11 protein-coding genes, 4 tRNA genes and 1 pseudogene are annotated in these 17,592 nt (G+C 29.0%); 6 read left to right on the top strand and 10 right to left on the bottom strand.

The annotated features are described in order from the left end of the window. Positions 1–165 precede the first annotated feature (165 nt). On the top strand, positions 166–804 hold the full coding sequence (locus CBquer539_RS02180) for an MBL fold metallo-hydrolase (RefSeq protein ID WP_500836245.1): 639 nt from the start codon (positions 166–168) through the stop codon (positions 802–804). A 127-nt stretch (positions 805–931) separates the two neighbouring features. Here the strand turns inward: CBquer539_RS02180 and CBquer539_RS02175 are convergent, their stop codons facing one another. From CBquer539_RS02175 to CBquer539_RS02155, 5 genes are all read right to left on the bottom strand, one after another. Beyond that, entirely contained in the window at positions 932–2,134 is a 1,203-nt protein-coding gene (locus CBquer539_RS02175) for an amino acid aminotransferase (RefSeq protein WP_500836244.1), read from the bottom strand. A gap of 173 nt (positions 2,135–2,307) precedes the next feature. After that, positions 2,308–3,723 (bottom strand): asparagine--tRNA ligase, encoded by a 1,416-nt coding sequence (gene asnS, locus CBquer539_RS02170; RefSeq protein WP_500836747.1) that lies wholly within the window; start codon positions 3,721–3,723, stop codon positions 2,308–2,310. Between the two features lie 343 nt (positions 3,724–4,066). Next, positions 4,067–4,585 (bottom strand): bifunctional 3-hydroxydecanoyl-ACP dehydratase/trans-2-decenoyl-ACP isomerase, encoded by a 519-nt coding sequence (gene fabA / locus CBquer539_RS02165; RefSeq protein ID WP_500836243.1) that lies wholly within the window; start codon positions 4,583–4,585, stop codon positions 4,067–4,069. Between the two features lie 771 nt (positions 4,586–5,356). Continuing rightward, on the bottom strand, positions 5,357–5,674 hold the full coding sequence (hspQ, locus tag CBquer539_RS02160; protein ID WP_500836242.1) for a heat shock protein HspQ: 318 nt from the start codon (positions 5,672–5,674) through the stop codon (positions 5,357–5,359). A gap of 209 nt (positions 5,675–5,883) precedes the next feature. Beyond that, a complete protein-coding gene (locus CBquer539_RS02155; protein ID WP_500836241.1) occupies positions 5,884–6,213 on the bottom strand; it encodes a TusE/DsrC/DsvC family sulfur relay protein in 330 nt (109 codons plus the stop codon). A gap of 364 nt (positions 6,214–6,577) precedes the next feature. Between CBquer539_RS02155 and CBquer539_RS02150 the strand changes: the two genes are divergently transcribed. Beyond that, positions 6,578–6,660: transfer RNA gene (locus tag CBquer539_RS02150), tRNA-Ser, on the top strand. Between the two features lie 307 nt (positions 6,661–6,967). On the opposite strand, the gene CBquer539_RS02145 is transcribed toward CBquer539_RS02150, so the two are convergent. After that, positions 6,968–7,041, bottom strand: a tRNA-Lys gene (locus tag CBquer539_RS02145). Positions 7,042–7,555: 514 nt separating this feature from the next. Between CBquer539_RS02145 and pgsA the strand changes: the two genes are divergently transcribed. The 3 genes from pgsA to CBquer539_RS02130 all read left to right on the top strand — a co-directional run bounded on the left by pgsA (position 7,556) and on the right by CBquer539_RS02130 (position 8,712). Next, positions 7,556–8,107, top strand: a complete 552-nt coding sequence (pgsA, locus tag CBquer539_RS02140; RefSeq protein ID WP_500836746.1) for a CDP-diacylglycerol--glycerol-3-phosphate 3-phosphatidyltransferase — start codon at positions 7,556–7,558, stop codon at positions 8,105–8,107. A gap of 438 nt (positions 8,108–8,545) precedes the next feature. Beyond that, a tRNA-Cys gene (locus CBquer539_RS02135) sits at positions 8,546–8,616 on the top strand. Positions 8,617–8,630: 14 nt separating this feature from the next. Beyond that, positions 8,631–8,712, top strand: a tRNA-Leu gene (locus CBquer539_RS02130). Between the two features lie 124 nt (positions 8,713–8,836). Here the strand turns inward: CBquer539_RS02130 and CBquer539_RS02125 are convergent. The 3 genes and pseudogenes from CBquer539_RS02125 to rne all read right to left on the bottom strand — a co-directional run bounded on the left by CBquer539_RS02125 (position 8,837) and on the right by rne (position 14,244). Beyond that, positions 8,837–9,785, bottom strand: a pseudogene (locus CBquer539_RS02125) (L,D-transpeptidase family protein). Between the two features lie 525 nt (positions 9,786–10,310). Continuing rightward, positions 10,311–11,234, bottom strand: coding sequence for an LpxL/LpxP family Kdo(2)-lipid IV(A) lauroyl/palmitoleoyl acyltransferase (gene lpxL, locus CBquer539_RS02120; protein WP_500836240.1), 924 nt, complete (start codon positions 11,232–11,234; stop codon positions 10,311–10,313). A gap of 709 nt (positions 11,235–11,943) precedes the next feature. Further along, on the bottom strand, positions 11,944–14,244 hold the full coding sequence (rne, locus tag CBquer539_RS02115) for a ribonuclease E (protein WP_500836239.1): 2,301 nt from the start codon (positions 14,242–14,244) through the stop codon (positions 11,944–11,946). Positions 14,245–14,765: 521 nt separating this feature from the next. Between rne and rluC the strand changes: the two genes are divergently transcribed. Then, positions 14,766–15,746 carry a 23S rRNA pseudouridine(955/2504/2580) synthase RluC gene (gene rluC, locus CBquer539_RS02110; RefSeq protein WP_500836238.1) on the top strand — a complete coding sequence of 327 codons (981 nt, stop codon included), beginning with the start codon at positions 14,766–14,768 and terminating at the stop codon, positions 15,744–15,746. Positions 15,747–16,436: 690 nt separating this feature from the next. On the opposite strand, the gene pgl is transcribed toward rluC, so the two are convergent. Next, the gene (pgl, locus tag CBquer539_RS02105) at positions 16,437–17,435 is read right to left on the bottom strand and encodes a 6-phosphogluconolactonase (protein WP_500836237.1); all 999 of its coding nucleotides are present in this window, start codon (positions 17,433–17,435) and stop codon (positions 16,437–16,439) included. Positions 17,436–17,592: the final 157 nt, after the last annotated feature.

The following is a 17,592-nucleotide window of genomic DNA, read 5'->3' as shown; positions in this document are numbered from 1 at the left end:
TACATGATTTATTTTTAATCACTATTTACTAAATGATAATGTTTGAGTTCTTATAACGTTTATGGTATTAACGATATGGGTTAAATTATGAATTTTTGTTGTGAGAGATAATATTGGAGTGCTTAACATTTTTATAATTAAATGCATAAATGATAATGAGAAAATATGCAATATATCATTATACCGGTGACTCATTTTCATCAAAATTGTTCAATAGTTTGGTGCGAAATAACACATGAAGCAGCTTTAATAGATCCCGGGGGGGACAGTGATAAACTACGAGCAAAAATAGCCAATTTAGGAGTCCGAGTAAATAAAATTTTATTAACTCACGGTCACATTGATCATGTTGGTAGCGCAGTGGAATTGCAAAGATATTATAGAATTCCAATAATAGGACCGAATAAAGCTGATAAATCATTATTAGATAATTTATCTGTTCAATGTAACATATTAGGTATGGCTATGCCTAATAGTACTGCCTCGGTTATTCCAGATATTTGGTTAGAAGATGGTGATATAGTACGAGTAGGATGTGAAGTTTTTAATGTATTACATTGTCCAGGACATTCTCCAGGACATGTAGTGTATTGGAATAAAATAAGAAAATTTATAGTAATGGGAGATGTGTTATTTAAAAATAGTATTGGTCGCACGGATCTGCCAGGAGGGAATATTACAGTTTTAATTCAGTCTATTAAGACTAAGTTGTTTCCATTAGGAGATGATATTTATTTTTTACCAGGACATGGTAAAAAATCTACGATTGGTGATGAGCGTTTAAATAATATTTATGTAGTATAATTTATGATTCATCCATTATAACTAAAATGGAATCCTGTAAGGTTAAGAAAAGTATTAATCTTCTAGTATTATTCGTAATTTTATTAGATTTTTATTGATCAACAAATAAAATTAAGTAATATTTGCATTACATTTCCTTCAAAACTTTAATTATAGCTTTGCTTACATAAGTAATATTGTCATTTGATAATCCTGCTAAATTAATTCTACCAGCGCCTACTAAGTAAATACCAAATTGATCTCGTAATTTAATTACTTGATTGTCGTTTAACCCCATAAAAGAAAACATACCACACTGTTGTTCAATAAAATTGAAATCTATATTTTTACTATTAGTATATAAAGTATGTGAAAACAATTTTCTCATATGATTAATATTTTCTCTCATATCTTTTAGTTCTGTTTCCCATGTAGATCGTAAAATTTTGTCGTTCAATATCAAGGACACAATGGATGCCCCATGGGCTGGTGGGTTAGAGTAATTACCACGAATAACAGCGCGTAATTGACTTAATACGCGTTCTGAGTCATTCTCATTTTTAGTTATTACAGTACATGCTCCTATCCGTTCGTTATATAATCCAAAGTTTTTTGAATAAGAATTGCATACTATCAATTCGGAATTTTTTTTACAGAAAATATATAATCCTTCAAGATCTTCTCTTAATCCACGAGAAAAACCTTGATAAGCTAAATCAAATAAAGGAAGCCATTGCTTTTTTTCTGACAACTCTGATAGAGAATGCCATTGTTCAGCATTAGGGTCAATACCTGTAGGATTATGACAACAACAATGAAACAATACGACATCATTGGGTTCAACGCTTTTTAAACTTGAATACAATTCATCGAAATTTAGTGAATGGGTTATATTATTGTAATAGGGATAAGTGTATACTTCTAATCCTGCAGCCAAGAAAATGTTTCTATGGTTTATCCAGCTAGGAGAACTAATCCATACACGTTTAGACCTAGTGTTTTTGGCTATAAATTCAGCTGCAACACGTAATGCACCAGTGCCTCCAGGAGTTTGGACGGTTTTCATGTTTTTTATTGGAATAATAGAATTATCATCTATCCCAAATAATAAATGCTGCGTAGCAGTATTAAAGGAAGACATACCCTCTATACTAAGGTAGTTTTTAGTGGTTTCATGCTTTAATAGCCGTGCTTCAGCTTGTTTTACGCTGGTCAAGATAGGAGTATTTTTCATTTTATCGATATATACGCCTATTCCGAGATTAATTTTATTTTTTCGTTCATCAGCCTCATAAATTTCTGATAAACCAAGAATTGGATCAGCAGGTGCCATTTTAATAGACTTAAACATAACATACATCCGTATTTATTATAATGTACAGAATCTTTTATTTATACCAAAACTATTATTATTTGCCAACTATTTATATTGAAATTTTTAATTTAAATATAAATAAATTATTGTTAGATATTTTATAATTAAATTTGTTGTATAGATATAAATTTATATAGATATAAACATTATTAAAAATTAATATTTTTTAAGACTCTGGGAAAAGGAATGACATCTCTTACATTTTTTATTCCTGTTACATATATCATTAGTCTTTCAAAACCCAACCCGAACCCTGAATGAGGCACTGTTCCATAACGTCTAAGATCACGATACCACCAATAATTTTCTTGTGCTAGATTGTTTTCTTGTAATCTTTGATCTAATTTTGATAGTCTTTCTTCTCGTTGTGAGCCTCCAATTATTTCACCAATTCCAGGCATTAAAATATCCATGGATGCTACAGTTTTATTATCATCGTTTAAACGCATATAAAAAGCTTTGATATTTTTTGGATGGTTTTTTATTATCACGGGAGATTTAAAATATTCTTCTGATAGGTATTTTTCATGTTCAGAGAACAAATCTATTCCCCAGTGTATTGGGTTATTAAATTTTCGGTTACACATTTTTAATAATTTTATTGCGTCAGTATATTCTATATGATTAAACTTGATGTTAATAAAATTCTCCAAGCGAGTGAGAATGTTTGTATTTATTTTATCAACAAAATATTTTATATCATCAGCTCGCTCCTCAAGGAGCGTGCTGATGATATTTTTAAGTAAAGATTCTGCTAAAGCAATAATATTATCTAAAGTCATAAATGCAGCTTCTGGCTCAATCATCCAAAATTCAGCTAAATGTCGATTAGTATTAGAGTATTCTGCTCTAAAAGTTGGGCCAAAAGTATATACTTTTGATAACGCACAAGCATAAGCTTCTGCGTTTAATTGACCTGATACTGTCAAAAAAGCTTTTTTTCCAAAAAAATTATGGGCATCATGCCCATGAGTATGGGTTAATTTTTCTTTTGGATTATCTAAAACTTGTTGAGTTTCTGAGGTAGATACGCAGAACATTTTGCTACTTCCTTCAGTGTCATATGCGGTAAGTATAGGAGTAGATATCCATATAAATCCTTGTTTATGCATAAAACTATGAATAGCTTGTGATAACGTGTGTCTGATACGAGCAACAGCGCCAATTATATTAGTACGTGGGCGTAAATGAGAAACTTCACGTAAGTACTCCATAGTATGTTTTTTAGAGGTTATTGGATAGGTACTGGGATCTTCTATCCACCCTAATATTTTAATGTTTTTTGCAATCACTTCAACATTCTGTTTTATGCCAAGGGATTTAGTTACTATTCCCACAATTATAACTGAACAACCACTAGTTAAACGTAATATTTCATTTTTATAATTGTATAAATTATCACACGCAATTATTTGTAAAGGGGCTATGCAAGAACCATCGTATAGATCGAGAAAGGAAATTTTAGCCTTAGAATCTCTTCGAGTACGAATCCAACCTTGTATGGTAATTTCGGTATTTTTTGACACATAACCGTGTAATATATCCACTACTGACACTACATGCATGCTATAGCCTCCTATTTTTTTAATTAATAATATTTTATTTTGGTGATATTCTAAATTTAGCAATCATATGCTAATGATTGTGTTTGAAACAATTATAGATATATTATGGTGTAATTGACAATTCTTTATTATTTGAGTGCATTTCTGATGCAGATGTAGACAATTGTTAAAATTTAATACAGTGATTAATCACAAAATATGTGATTACTGTATATACTGTATATTTGCAGGAGTGATGCAGACAATATAAATTTTGTATATAAAATAGGTTCAATTTTTAATCTAATCGGCTAATACGATGAAGTTATCACGAAAAAGTATTTTGAATTTTTATATAAGTATTTTAGAATATTGTAGCATTTTTAAATAATCCAACTTTTAGGTCAGTTGCTGTGTAGATTATTTTTCCATCACATAGTACCTCACCGTCAGCCATACCCATGGTTAACTTTCTTTTAATAATTCTCCGAAAATGAATAAAATAAGTAACTTTTTTAGATGTCGGTAAAATTTGCCCAGTAAATTTAACCTCTTTTACTCCTAAAGCACGTCCTTTACCTTCTCCCCCGAGCCAACCAAGGTAAAACCCTACTAGTTGCCACATAGCATCCAATCCCAAGCATCCTGGCATAACTGGGTCTTTTATAAAATGACAATTAAAAAACCACATGTCTGATCGAATATCTAATTCTGCCTCTATAAAGCCTTTATTATAATTTCCCCCATTTTTAGTCATTTTTATTACTCGGTCCATCATAAGCATATTAGGAGCTGGAAGTGTGGGTCCGTTTTTTCCAAACAGTTCACCTCTACTAGAAGCTAATAGATCTTCTTTTGTATAGTATTCACGCTTATTAAGCATAATATATCTTATCCTATCAATATATTTACTTATGTTAAGATAATAAAAATATAACAATTATTAAATATGATCGCATTATACATATAGTTATTTTATTAAATGATAAAAATTTATTTTAATAAAAAGCTAAATTATTATGTTTTAATAAAGTTTAAAACTATATATACATGTTATATATCATTCTATTATATTTATTTTAGTCTGACAGTATTATTGTATAATAATATATACACATCAATTTATTTAAGTATGTGTAATTATATTTAATATATATTTGTTATAATAACAATTTTGTTTTTGGTATCAAACATAATTCGATAATGGAACAATTCTATTGACATATATGTTTTATATGAAATATATTTTCTTAAAAAAGAATTAATGTATTATGCATGCATATATATAATGTTGTACTAAAAAATCAGTTTTATGTTAAATTGTAGACTTATGTGTGTAGGTTATAGCAATTAATGTTAACAAACAATTTTGTATTATATATCATATAATACATTCAATATTTGAAGACTCAAACGGTATATATTAAAAATACGCTACTTAGACTATAGATATATAGATACAAGAATGTTTATCGTGTATAGATATTATGATTAATTGTTGTTGTATATTTATTTGAATTTAATATTAAATGATAGATATTCCTAAAAATTTTGAAGATGATTAAGTAAGTAGTTAGTATAGTTACATAGCAGTGTAAAAAATAATATATATGTAAAATAATAATATTTTCTTATAAGTTTCATGATCTGAATATTAATTTCTCAATTTTGGCATTTGAAGTTGTAAACGAATAGATTCAGAAAGTTCATCTAAAGTTGTTTGTTCTGGATGTATTAGAGTGTTTTCATATCCCAATTGTACTTCTGCTAAATAAGTGTGTATGGGTTTTCCTTCTTCGTCTTCCATAACAACATGATACCATGGGGATTTTCGTAGAGTGTCGTTACTTGTAATTTCATCTAATGTGGGTTTTTCAAGAGAATATTCTGGATCTATATCTATTATTACACCTAAGTATCCTAATAATTTATGTCGTACTTGTTGTCCTATTCCAAATTTGCTAGCTATCATAAAAACTCCCGTGAAATATTATTTACCGAAAATCATAAAATAAATATGGGATAAGATAATAAAATCAAGGGTAAATTATTATTAAGTAGATTTAATGTAGATAAAAAATATCATTTTTTAATACTTAATGCATTTTAAAGGTTTCATGCTAAATATTAAAAGTGTTTGATAAAATAATTTGTTTTAATTTTAAAAATTTGTTGGCCATATTATAAACATTTAATAGGTTTAGGAAGGCCAGAAATTTTTGCAATTTTTTGAACCACAGATCCCTTTGGAAACAATCGGGCAAGATATTGGCTATTTCCTTTTTCTTTACCGTATTTCAGTTCTATAGCGTTAATTAATATTCTAATTTTTGGTATCGTGTGAAATTCTATATAGAACTTTCGCATAAAATATATGATATCCCAATGTACTGTGTTCAGTATAATACCTTCTAGTTTAGCGATATTAATCGCAACTTCTTCATTCCAATCTTCAATATGAATCAAATATCCTTGAGTGTCAACATTAACGTTTATTTGGTTGTATTCCACAAGTTGCTCCTTAATTATTTAAGAATTTATTACTATTAATAATAGTGTATAGGGCAAATAATATCTATTTTCAAATAAATCAACACATATATATATATTAAATATCAGTATGTATATTCTGCTGATAACAAATTTTACGTAAAGTTTGTTTTAAATATGCACTATGTGACAATTTAATATATACTTGACATTATTTGATGATAATGTAACTAAATATAGTTTTTGTTTATAGAGTTATTATTTATTTTTAACATTAATTTAGATATAGAATCAGCAGTTCGTAACTTCAGATTTAATATACATGAAAGTATATGTGTTACATGTATAAAAATAATAGAATTAATTTTATTATTTGAGATATTTTGGAGGAGTGGCCGAGTGGCTGAAGGCGCCGGTCTTGAAAATCGGTAATGAAAACATTCTAGAGTTCGAATCTCTACTCCTCCGAGATTTTTTTGATTATTAAGTATAATGAATATTATTATATATTAGTTGAGTATAATACAACTGAGATTTTATATGTTTTTAGAAGTGTACGTAGTAAGAATATACTTTTTTAATTAGTTATTTTATAGCATTAGTGTGTATTTGTTTTTTGTTTTATAACACCTTAAGAATATGTATGGAGAGATGTTATTAGAATTTACACTTTAATATTTTAGTTATTATATAAACCCATGTTTATGTTAAAAGTTTTAAAAAATTTAACTGATGATATTAAAAACTGTATGATCACTACAAAGTTTTAATTGATTGGGTCGTGTAGGACTTGAACCTACAACCAATTGATTAAGAGTCAACTGCTCTGCCATATTGAGCTAACGACCCAATTGTGCTTAGGATATATTAACATATCAATACTAACACTGAATCTTGATTATTTATTATTTAAATGGTTACGAATAATTTTCGTATACATAATGATTTGTTTGTCTGTTTTAAATATAATTTGATGTATATATGTATGATACTACATAACACATACTATATCTATCTTAGTAATTTATTGTAATTTCATGTTTATTATTCTTTTTTACACATAACGATAAAAGTAATTGATAGCTATGTATTCTATACGTATTTTATGGATAAAATATCATGCAATGATTTTATCTGTTTAAATCACTGAAATACATTTCAATTTTATATTATGGAAGAAGTATTGATCGTAATTAAATGAGCAACTTAACTAATATTTAATTGAGAAGCCATGACATTTTAAGAATTAATGATAATATTATGTTAGATGTTATTATGCAAGAAGTAGTGTTATATATATTGAGGATATGTAGTATTTTAGGGTTGTAACATTGTAGCTATGCTAAATTGGTTTTTTGTTATTATGGATTTTATTAATATACCAACATATCTTACCTTATTTCGTGTTATCATGACGCCATTTTTTACAGTGGTATTTTATTTGCCAATGAGTTGGGCACCAATGTTGTGTACTGTTATATTTTTTGTGGCGGCTATTACGGATTGGTTCGACGGATTTTTAGCTCGTCGTTGGCAACAAACTACTAGTTTTGGTAAATTTTTAGATCCGGTGGCAGATAAGGTGATGATAGTTTCAGCACTTATTTTAATATCTGAGCATTTCCATGTGTGGTGGGTTACATTACCAGCGTCTAGCATGATTATTCGCGAAGTGATCATATTAGCATTACGTGAATGGATAGCTAAAATTGGTAGTCTCAATGGGATTGGAGTTTCATGGGTTAGCAAGATTAAAACGTTTGTACAAATGTTGTCTTTAACTGCATTGCTATGGAGTTTTGATGAATGGATAGTAATTATCGGTATTGTCGCGTTATATGTCTCGGTTTTATTAACGTTTTGGTCTATGTGTCTTTATCTGTATACAGCGCGTTGCGATTTGTTTAATTATTGATTTTTATATAATTATAAAAAGTTATCAACACCTTAATATATAGATGCAATTTGTATCCATAGATATACAAATTTATCTAAAATATGACAAAATTGTGTATTGTCATAAGTGTTATATATAGTTCAGATATAAGTTTATATTATGTGTATGCATGTATGTTATTTTAAAACATAAGTGTAATTTAAATTTAATAGGTGATATGTATTTCATATACACAATATTAATTGCTAAATACTAATAACATAAGGGCTGTATCTGCATTTTTTTTAAATAGAGAGATGGTTGGTTGTTCTAGATCTACTATGTTAAAGATCTTGATATTCTTAAGTTAGTCAGTCATAATTATATTATGACTGACTAGTGTATTTAAAATATAGTTACATTGATTTTGTCGTGTAGTTTTTATCGTATATTTGATTGGTGTTATGTTATGTATAGGGCGCGTTGGCAGAGTGGTTATGCAGCGGATTGCAAATCCGTGTAGCTCGGTTCAACTCCGGGACGCGTCTTTTTATGATTAACAGCCCGGGTGGTGGAATTGGTAGACACAAGGGACTTAAAATCCCTCAGCTTTGGCTATACGAGTTCAAATCTCGTCCCGGGTAGTTGTAAACTGGGTGATATTTTGGATATTAACAACGGTTTTTAAAAATGATGGGTAATCATTGTTAGTGCGTTTTGAATCGAAATACTATATTATATATGATATAATTATCATTATAGTAAAGTTTATTGTTTTATTTTTGATGAATTTCGTGTAATATTAATTGGTATACCGGAACGATTTTGTAATGCTTTTTTGAGTATTTTATGATCTATATTAGAATCGTCTAGTAATATAGATTGTACCTTTTTTTCTAAATACGCTATTATTGATGCTTCTGAGTGATTTTCTTCGTTATTACAAGATAACGGATTATGGATTTCTATATATCGCATACCATTTGTTTCAACAGTAATTTTTACAGGTTCGTTTATAAATTGCACTTTAGTGCCGACGGGGACAATGTGAAACAAATATTCGATATCTTGAGGACGCAATCTGATACACCCACGAGTGATTCTAAGGCCGATGCCAAAGTTTCTGTTGGTTCCGTGAATTGCATAATTTTTTTCTAAATACAAAGCATATAGTCCCATGGGGTTATTAGGTCCTGCTGGAAATATTGTGGGTAATATTTCTCCGTGTTTAATGTATTCATCACGCATACGTTTGGTGGGGACCCAAATTGGGTTTTTTTTTATATTTTATCGAGGTTATCCAGTGAGATGGTGTTGAGTTTTTAACTGTTCCGATGGCTATTGGCAATACAATGACAGTATTATTTTTTTCGGCGGGATAATAATATAATCGCATTTCAGCGCTGTTAATAACGATACCTAAATGGGGTGTATTTGGTAAAATTAATTGATGTGGAATTAACAGTCGTGTTTCTGAATTTGGAAGATATACGTCAACGTCGGGATTAGCTTTTAACATATTGCTAATTCCTACTTGAAATTGTGCAGAAAAATGTTCAAGAGAGTATGTGTTATTTTTAGGTGTGACGATCTCTATATTTTCTCCTATCAATCTATTATTATTACTAGGTACTGTATAAACAGTAGCACAGGCTAAATAATGATATACACCTACAAACACAAACATTATGATATGCAAATATATTTTTATATTCATATTTATTTACATTGCTTAAAATCTGTATTTTTTCATTTTATATGTGGTTAGTGATATTTAAAAAATATTTAAATATTTTCAGAATGTTTAATTTTAACTTATAACAAATTAAATGTAGTTTAATTCATATATCATAAGATTATACTAATAGTGTAACACTACTATAATAATTTATTATGACTAATTTCAAAATGATTTTTTTAGTTAAATAGGAATATTATTGAATATAATATTATCAACAACGTGTGTAGTTGATAATACATTTCATATGGATGATACGCATTAGAATTGGTTATATCCTCTGCCTTAATTATATTTAAGGTCATCATGTTATGAATGTGCACGCATTATTCGTCTATTTGTGTTCTAAGAGTATTATATCTATGTAATTTCAAAAAAGAACGAGATACATAAATTATATAATAAATTCTCATCGTACATATATTTTTTGTATTTATTTATATCTTACATAAATCATTTTTTTATGTGTCTGTTCTGCATATGCATTGTTTTATCTGTTATTGATTAATATAAAGAAGATTCTCCAGGAGGACGGGTTTTAAATCGACGGTGCAACCACATATATTGATCAGGAGCTAGTAAGATTACTTGTTCGATCACTTTATTAATGTGTTTGATCATATCGATATTTGTTTCTAAGGGTATTTCATATTGTTTATTTGGTAATATTAGCAACTCATATCCCAGCACATCAGGCAGTCTACGTGCTATGAAAGGAACAATCGCGGGTTTAGCTATTTTTGTGAGTATATAGGTTCCTATGGTGCTTGCTGCATGTGATACTGCAAACAAAGGAACAAATACACTGTTCTTATATCCATAATCGTGGTCCGGTGCATACCAAATAATTTCTCCTTGCTGCAAAGCTTTAATCATTCCTTTGATATTAGTGCGATCTAGCATGGTTTTATTAGATCTCAATCGTCCTTTAGTTTGTAACCAGTCCAATAACGGGTTATTATTAGGACGGTAAACACCAATACCCGGATTTAGCATTCCTAAAATTCGGGCGCCTAATTCTAAAGTGAAAAAATGCATCCCAATTAGCAATATGCCTTTATTTTTTTTTCGTGCTTGGGTTATATTTGTTAATCCATTAATTTTGAACCAGCGTTTAATTCTGTGTTCTGACCAAAACCAAGCCATGCCAGTTTCAAATATTCCCATACCTATTGATTCACAATTTTTGTTGAACAAATCTTGTTGTTCTTGATTTGGTAAATTAGGAAAACAGAGTTCTAAGTTTCTGCGAATAATACGCATGCGATGCTGCATAAAATATTTTGTAATACGACCAATTCTAATACCAAGATAGTATATGATGGGGTAAGGGAGTAATACTAAAATGTATAATATACCTATTCCTAACCAGATTAACCAAAATCGTGGATGTAAGAAAGAATAACTGAAAGTTGGAAGTTTCTTCATGTGTTTGTAATTAACATCATGTGAATGATTATAAAAATAATCAATATACATTTATAAATAAATTGTCATCACTGTTGTATTTTTAGAAATTTATTGCCATAAAATTACGTACATATACGCTTAATGATAACATTTTTTGAGTCATTTATATATTTTTATAGTTAATAAAATTTAAAAAATAATTATATAGGTCTATTTATATAAAAAAAAATATATTTATGTTAATTAATCATGTCCTTTGGAAATGAAAAAATTAATGATTCGCATGCATTATAAGTTTATTTTTTTTAAAAACTAAAGAGTTAATTTTTTAGTTTTATATTATGTGTAGCTGTATGAAAGGTACCTATACGTAATGAATCTTAAGAAGTTATCACAGATATCGATACCACATACATGTAATAATATTGTGATATTTTATTTAGGGGATTTTCTCGACGTTGTTGTAAGCGGTATTTAGAATGTATACGAAAATGACGAGACGAGCGATATAAACAATGAGTCAGTTGTGGGCGATTACTGTTCTCTTGGCGGTATATGCCATGGTTATGTTTAGTAATATTGTTGTGAATATTTGGATAGTTACGATAGTACTACTGATATTTTTTTTGGAATATTTAGATTATTTATTTCCAAATTGGCAGTGCCAACATTTTTAGAATTTCTAATATTATTAGATTTCCTCCATCCAGTAATAATAGTAGTGTTTTTAAAGTTGGGAATCGGATCTGTAATGTGTTCTATGGGGATTGATATGTATAGGTACTATTGATTCTTTATTTATTTTCATGTGTAAGGTGTTGTGTTGATACGGATGATTTTTAAACCATATCCGAGATTCTGTATGATATCTCTTGTTTAAATACTTGTATTTAATATTGTGCTTATATCTTTTTTTATATCCTTGTATAGACGTTTTTTTTATTGTCTTTTCAACAGATCGCGTTGAATTGGTATAACGGAGAGTGGATATAAACGTGTCAGTATTTTCAACAAATTTCGATAGAGACGCGATATTATTATTTTTATCAAAAAAATCTATTGTTTTTTTATAATTATTTTTATTTAAGTTAATTTTATTTTTTATATTATAGATATATTTTTTTTTGTTATTACTATTATACTTAGAATATAAATTTTTACGTGGTTTTAAATTATGATCTAAGTATTGATATGGTTTGTGTTGATATATAATTTTGGCATGTATCCAACTAGTATATTTTCTGATTATTTTTAACAATCTTTGTTTTAAATAGCGAGAAGTGTCGATGTATAAACTAAATATTTTAGACCAATAATTTTTAATATTATTAACCCATGAAATTTCCATCTTTGATTTACATTGTAATTTACAATTTGCATAATGCCAAATGTTATTACGAGTAGGTATTAAATTTGACAAGATACTTGTTGTTGATAGAAGTTGTTTTGAAGAAGTATAAGCGTGATTTGAAGAAATTATTTCTCCTGATGATTGGACGATTTCACGATTTTGATTTGTTGTTAATAAATAACTTGGTTTATTGTTGGTTTCCCCTTTGCGTATACGTCGCACTTCGTAATTTGGAGTTTTCATTTGTTCATAAGGGACTATGACAGCACGCACTCCTCTTTGACGTTGTTCTATATCGCTGATAGCTTTTCGCTTTTCATTGAGCAAATATGAAGCGATAGCTACAGGAACAATTGCGTGTACTTCATGAGTGTTATCCTTTAACGCTTCTTCTTCAATTAAACGTAAAATAGATAAAGAAAGAGATTCATTGTCACGGATGTTTCCTGTGCCATTACAGCGTGGACAAATATGATGACTTAATTCTCCTAGCGATGTGCTTAGTCGTTGTCTAGATAATTCCAATAGACCAAATTTAGAAATACGTCCTACTTGAATACGAGCGCGATCTTGATGTACTGCTATTTTTAAGTTATTTTCAATTTCGCGTTGATGCCGAACTGGAGTCATGTCTATAAAATCTATAACGATTAATCCACCAACATCACGCAGACGCAACTGACGTGCTATTTCATCAGTTGCTTCTAAATTGGTGTTAAAAGCCGTATCTTCAATGTCTATTCCTTTAGTAGAGCGTGCAGAATTAATATCAATTGCTGTTAGAGCTTCGGTGGTATCTATAACAATAGATCCTCCAGATGGTAATCGTACTTCTCGTTGAAATGCTGATTCTATTTGAGATTCTATCTGATAATGACTGAATAAAGGAATATCGCCATTGTACAGCTTTATTTTTTTAGCAAAATCTGGACGACCTAAAGAAGTTATATGTTCTTTAGCTAAATTTAAAATTGCAGGGTTATCAATTAAAATCTCTCCTACATCTGGGCGCAAATAATCGCGAAATGCACGTACAATAACGTTATTGTCCTGGTGAATTAAAAAAGGCGCTAGTTTTTTTGCCGCAGTGTTTTTGATTGCTTGCCAATGTTGTAATCGAGAAGTTAGATCCCATTCTAATGCTTCGATAGATTTTCCCATTCCAGCAGTACGGACGATTAAACTCATTCCTTCGGGTAATTCCAAAGTAGGTAGAATTTCTTTTAATTCTATACGATCGTTCCCCTCAATGCGTCTTGATATTCCACCAGCTTTGGGATTATTTGGCATTAGTACTAAATAGCTACCTGCCAAACTGATAAAAGTAGTCAATGCAGCACCTTTGTTTCCTCTTTCTTCTTTATCTATTTGTACAATTAGCTCTTGTCCTTCGTATAAAATTTCTTTAATGTTAGACTTATTATAGTAAAATGGTGAGGAAAGAAAGTATTCGTGTGAGATTTCTCTTATAGGAAGAAATCCGTGGCGCTCGACCCCATAATCTACGAATACTGCTTCCAAACTAGGTTCAATTCGGATAATTTTGCCTTTGTAAATATTTGATTTTTTTTGTTCATGACCTATTGTTTCAATATCCAGGTCGTATAATCGTTGCCCATCTACTAATGCTACTCGTAATTCTTCCTGTTGAGTCGCGTTAATTAACATTCTTTTCATTATAATTTTTACTCAGTATTGACATATTGAAACATAGATATTTCTAATTTAAATATCTAATTATTTTCAGTATTTCTATAGTTTGGCATTTAAATAGATTTTCATTTACGTACTTAAATGTATAATTATTTTTATCTAGAAGATTCCTGAAAATTGTTAATAACTACATATTATATTGTATGTAAGTCATAATACTAGCTATCGATATATTATCGTATTCACATAACATCATCATGAATGATGTTTATTATTTATATTCTAAATAATACAACAGTTATTTATAACTTTCATATTATTATATGAACTAATAATTAGACTTTGTATCAGATAAAAAATAATAGTTTATATAATATATATGTGTACGAAATTACATATTTTAATTTAAAATTATTAGTTTAAATATCAAATATACCAATTTTATAATATTGGTTATATGGTTTGACTTAGTGTGCTAGAATCATGATCTTTTTTATTATTTTCATTATTATATTAAAACAATTATGTAATTACCATGATTTCTTATGAAAGAACATGATATTCATATACATTTTATCAAGATTTCTTCAAATTTTTCTGGGCAACGGATTGATAATTTTTTATACACTTATTTAAAAGTAGCACCTAAATCTATGATTTATAGAATTATACGAACTGGTGCAATACGTGTTAATAAAAAAAGAATCAAATTTCAATATAAACTAAAAATGGGGGATGTTTTAAGAATTCCTCCAGTAAGAGGAATAAAAATAAATAAATTTAATACGAAATGTATGGAAGAAGTTTCATTTTTACAGAATATCATAATTTATGAAGATGATTATTTATTAGCGTTGAACAAGCCAACTGGTATTGCTGTACATGGAGGCAGTGGACTTAAATTTGGTGTTATTGAAGGATTGCGAGCGCTGCGTCCTAAAGCACAGTTTTTAGAGCTAGTTCATCGTTTAGATCGAGAAACTTCTGGTGTATTGTTAATAGCTAAAAAACGCACTACTTTAGTGTATTTACATGAACAGTTGCGTTTACAAAATATAAAAAAAGAATATTTGGCTTTAGTCCATGGAAGATGGGATGCAAATACACAAATAGTATCCGAGCCATTGTTTAAAAAGAATATTTTATTTAATGGTAGTCGTGTTGTTTGTATAGATTCAGAAAAGGGAAAATTTTCTACGACTCATTTTCAAATTAAAGAACAATTTTCTAGTGTAGCAACCTTGTTGGCAATTCAACCTATTACTGGACGTACACATCAGATTAGAGCCCATACTCAACATGCCGGCCATGCTATTGTGGGAGATAATATGTACGGGAACTGCAAATTTAATACTCAATTTAAACAATTTGGATGCAATCGATTATTCCTACACGCTTCTACGTTACGTTTTACACATCCAAATACAAAAAAAAAATGCTATATATATGCTCCATTAGACCAATCATTTCACAATTGCTTATTTTTTTTAAGAAACTTAATTGCAAACAGCTATGATTTTAATTAAAGTATTTATTATACAATATAGATAATATGAAGCAATTTCTATCAATTTACACATTAGATCGAATACGAATACGCATACCATACATAAGTGGATTTGTGTGTCCTATAATAATATGATAAGATCAATAAAAAATCTTTATAAAAAGTAAACATTCTTTCAGTAAAAATATCTAACATATTTTAAATCTTTCTAAATTTATAGATTTAATTACTCAGATGAATATTGGTGATAAATTTAACTGAAAAAATAATTATATCAATCATGGTATGTTTGATGAAAAACGAAAAAATCTGTTCATAGTAAAATCTATTATGTTATTATCCCTATAATTGAATCTACGACGTACTTCTTTTAGAAGTAAAAGATTGTTATAGATCTAAATACAAGAAGGCGCACATAAAGAATAACAACAGAACAAAATAAAATATAAAATTTGTTATAAGGTAGCAATGAATCTTATTTTTTTACTATCGTAGAACAATATGCCGAATATATGTTTTAAATTTTACCAAATTATACGCTTCTGTGTTTTTAACATGAGCATATAAACAACAAAATATAATTCACAGATTATACTATTGGGCAATAAGTATATAAAATTAAAAATTATATTTCTATAAAATATGGCAATCATCTAATAAGTGCATGAATTTATTTCATATTTATTCAATAATCATAATAATAAATTAATCATGCTACTATACTAACCCACATAGGACCTGTTCCTGATGGATAACGAGATAACATGGTTAATTTTCCGTTACTTGCATTAATCGCATATAAAGAGATATAATTTGATTTTTGACCTGCAACAACTAAAAATTTTCCCTGACAATCGATTGCAAATCCACGTGGTTGTTCTTCAGTTAGTTGATAACTAACAAATTTTAATTTTTTTGTTTTTTTAGATACTTCCAAACAACTAATGATGTTAGCAGTTCTATCAGAACAATATACCCAACGACCATTGGGAGTAATATGTATATCAGCCGCCCAATATCGTTGGGCATGGATATTTTTCGGAATTATACTTAATGTTTGAACAATACTTGGTGTTTTTACAAAATTATCATATTTTATGACATCCACAGTACTTGTTAGTTCATTAATTACATATGCGTAGTGATCAAGATCATAAAAAACCATATGACGCGGGCCAGAACCAATATTAGTTTTAATAATATAAGGGTTACATGGTGTTAACATGCCAGATGAATTTATTTTAAATAACCTAATAGAATGTTCTTGTAAACAGGGAACCCAAAGCAATTTTTTAAATTTATCTATGTTAGCGGAGTGACAACCTAACAAACCTTCTATAATTTGTATAGGACGACCAAGAATTCCTGACATACGTATAGGCATCACACAGACTGTGTGATGCCTATACGATGTACAATACACAAATGCGCCTTTTATATCACTAATCAAATGAGTAGGACTACTGATTATATCAGTAGTTCCATTGTCTGTTAATAACCCCGTTTGATCTATACTATAGGTAGTAATTCCAAAATTAGGACGTATTCCAACATATAAAAACCGTTTATTAGGATGTACAGCCATAGGCTGCGCATGCCCAAGAGTGCGTATTACCTGAATTAATTCTAATAGTCCATGAATGTCATCTAATTTCCAGACGTGAATTTGTTGGCTTTCCGGACTTACTACGTATACAATTTGCGTCATATATTGATTATTCTTGTGGTGGCACGTTATTTACATAGCTTGTTGATTTTCATGTAATTCATAGAAAATTATCTTTTTGAATTATACTAATACATTTAAGTTGATTTTAATGTACGTGCATATAATTAAATAGCTAACCTGTAATAAATATTATATA

The organism is Blochmannia endosymbiont of Camponotus quercicola, from assembly GCF_059935335.1.
This window is presented reverse-complemented; position numbering and strand designations above follow the sequence as displayed.

Coding starts and splice junctions, on each gene's coding strand:
- CBquer539_RS02180 (WP_500836245.1), top strand. CDS start 166: ATGCAATATATCATTATACCGGTGACTCATTTTCATCAAAATTGTTCA.
- CBquer539_RS02175 (WP_500836244.1), bottom strand. CDS start 2,134: ATGTTTAAGTCTATTAAAATGGCACCTGCTGATCCAATTCTTGGTTTA.
- asnS (WP_500836747.1), bottom strand. CDS start 3,723: ATGCATGTAGTGTCAGTAGTGGATATATTACACGGTTATGTGTCAAAA.
- fabA (WP_500836243.1), bottom strand. CDS start 4,585: ATGCTTAATAAGCGTGAATACTATACAAAAGAAGATCTATTAGCTTCT.
- hspQ (WP_500836242.1), bottom strand. CDS start 5,674: ATGATAGCTAGCAAATTTGGAATAGGACAACAAGTACGACATAAATTA.
- pgsA (WP_500836746.1), top strand. CDS start 7,556: ATGGATTTTATTAATATACCAACATATCTTACCTTATTTCGTGTTATC.
- lpxL (WP_500836240.1), bottom strand. CDS start 11,234: ATGAAGAAACTTCCAACTTTCAGTTATTCTTTCTTACATCCACGATTT.
- rne (WP_500836239.1), bottom strand. CDS start 14,244: ATGAAAAGAATGTTAATTAACGCGACTCAACAGGAAGAATTACGAGTA.
- rluC (WP_500836238.1), top strand. CDS start 14,766: ATGAAAGAACATGATATTCATATACATTTTATCAAGATTTCTTCAAAT.
- pgl (WP_500836237.1), bottom strand. CDS start 17,435: ATGACGCAAATTGTATACGTAGTAAGTCCGGAAAGCCAACAAATTCAC.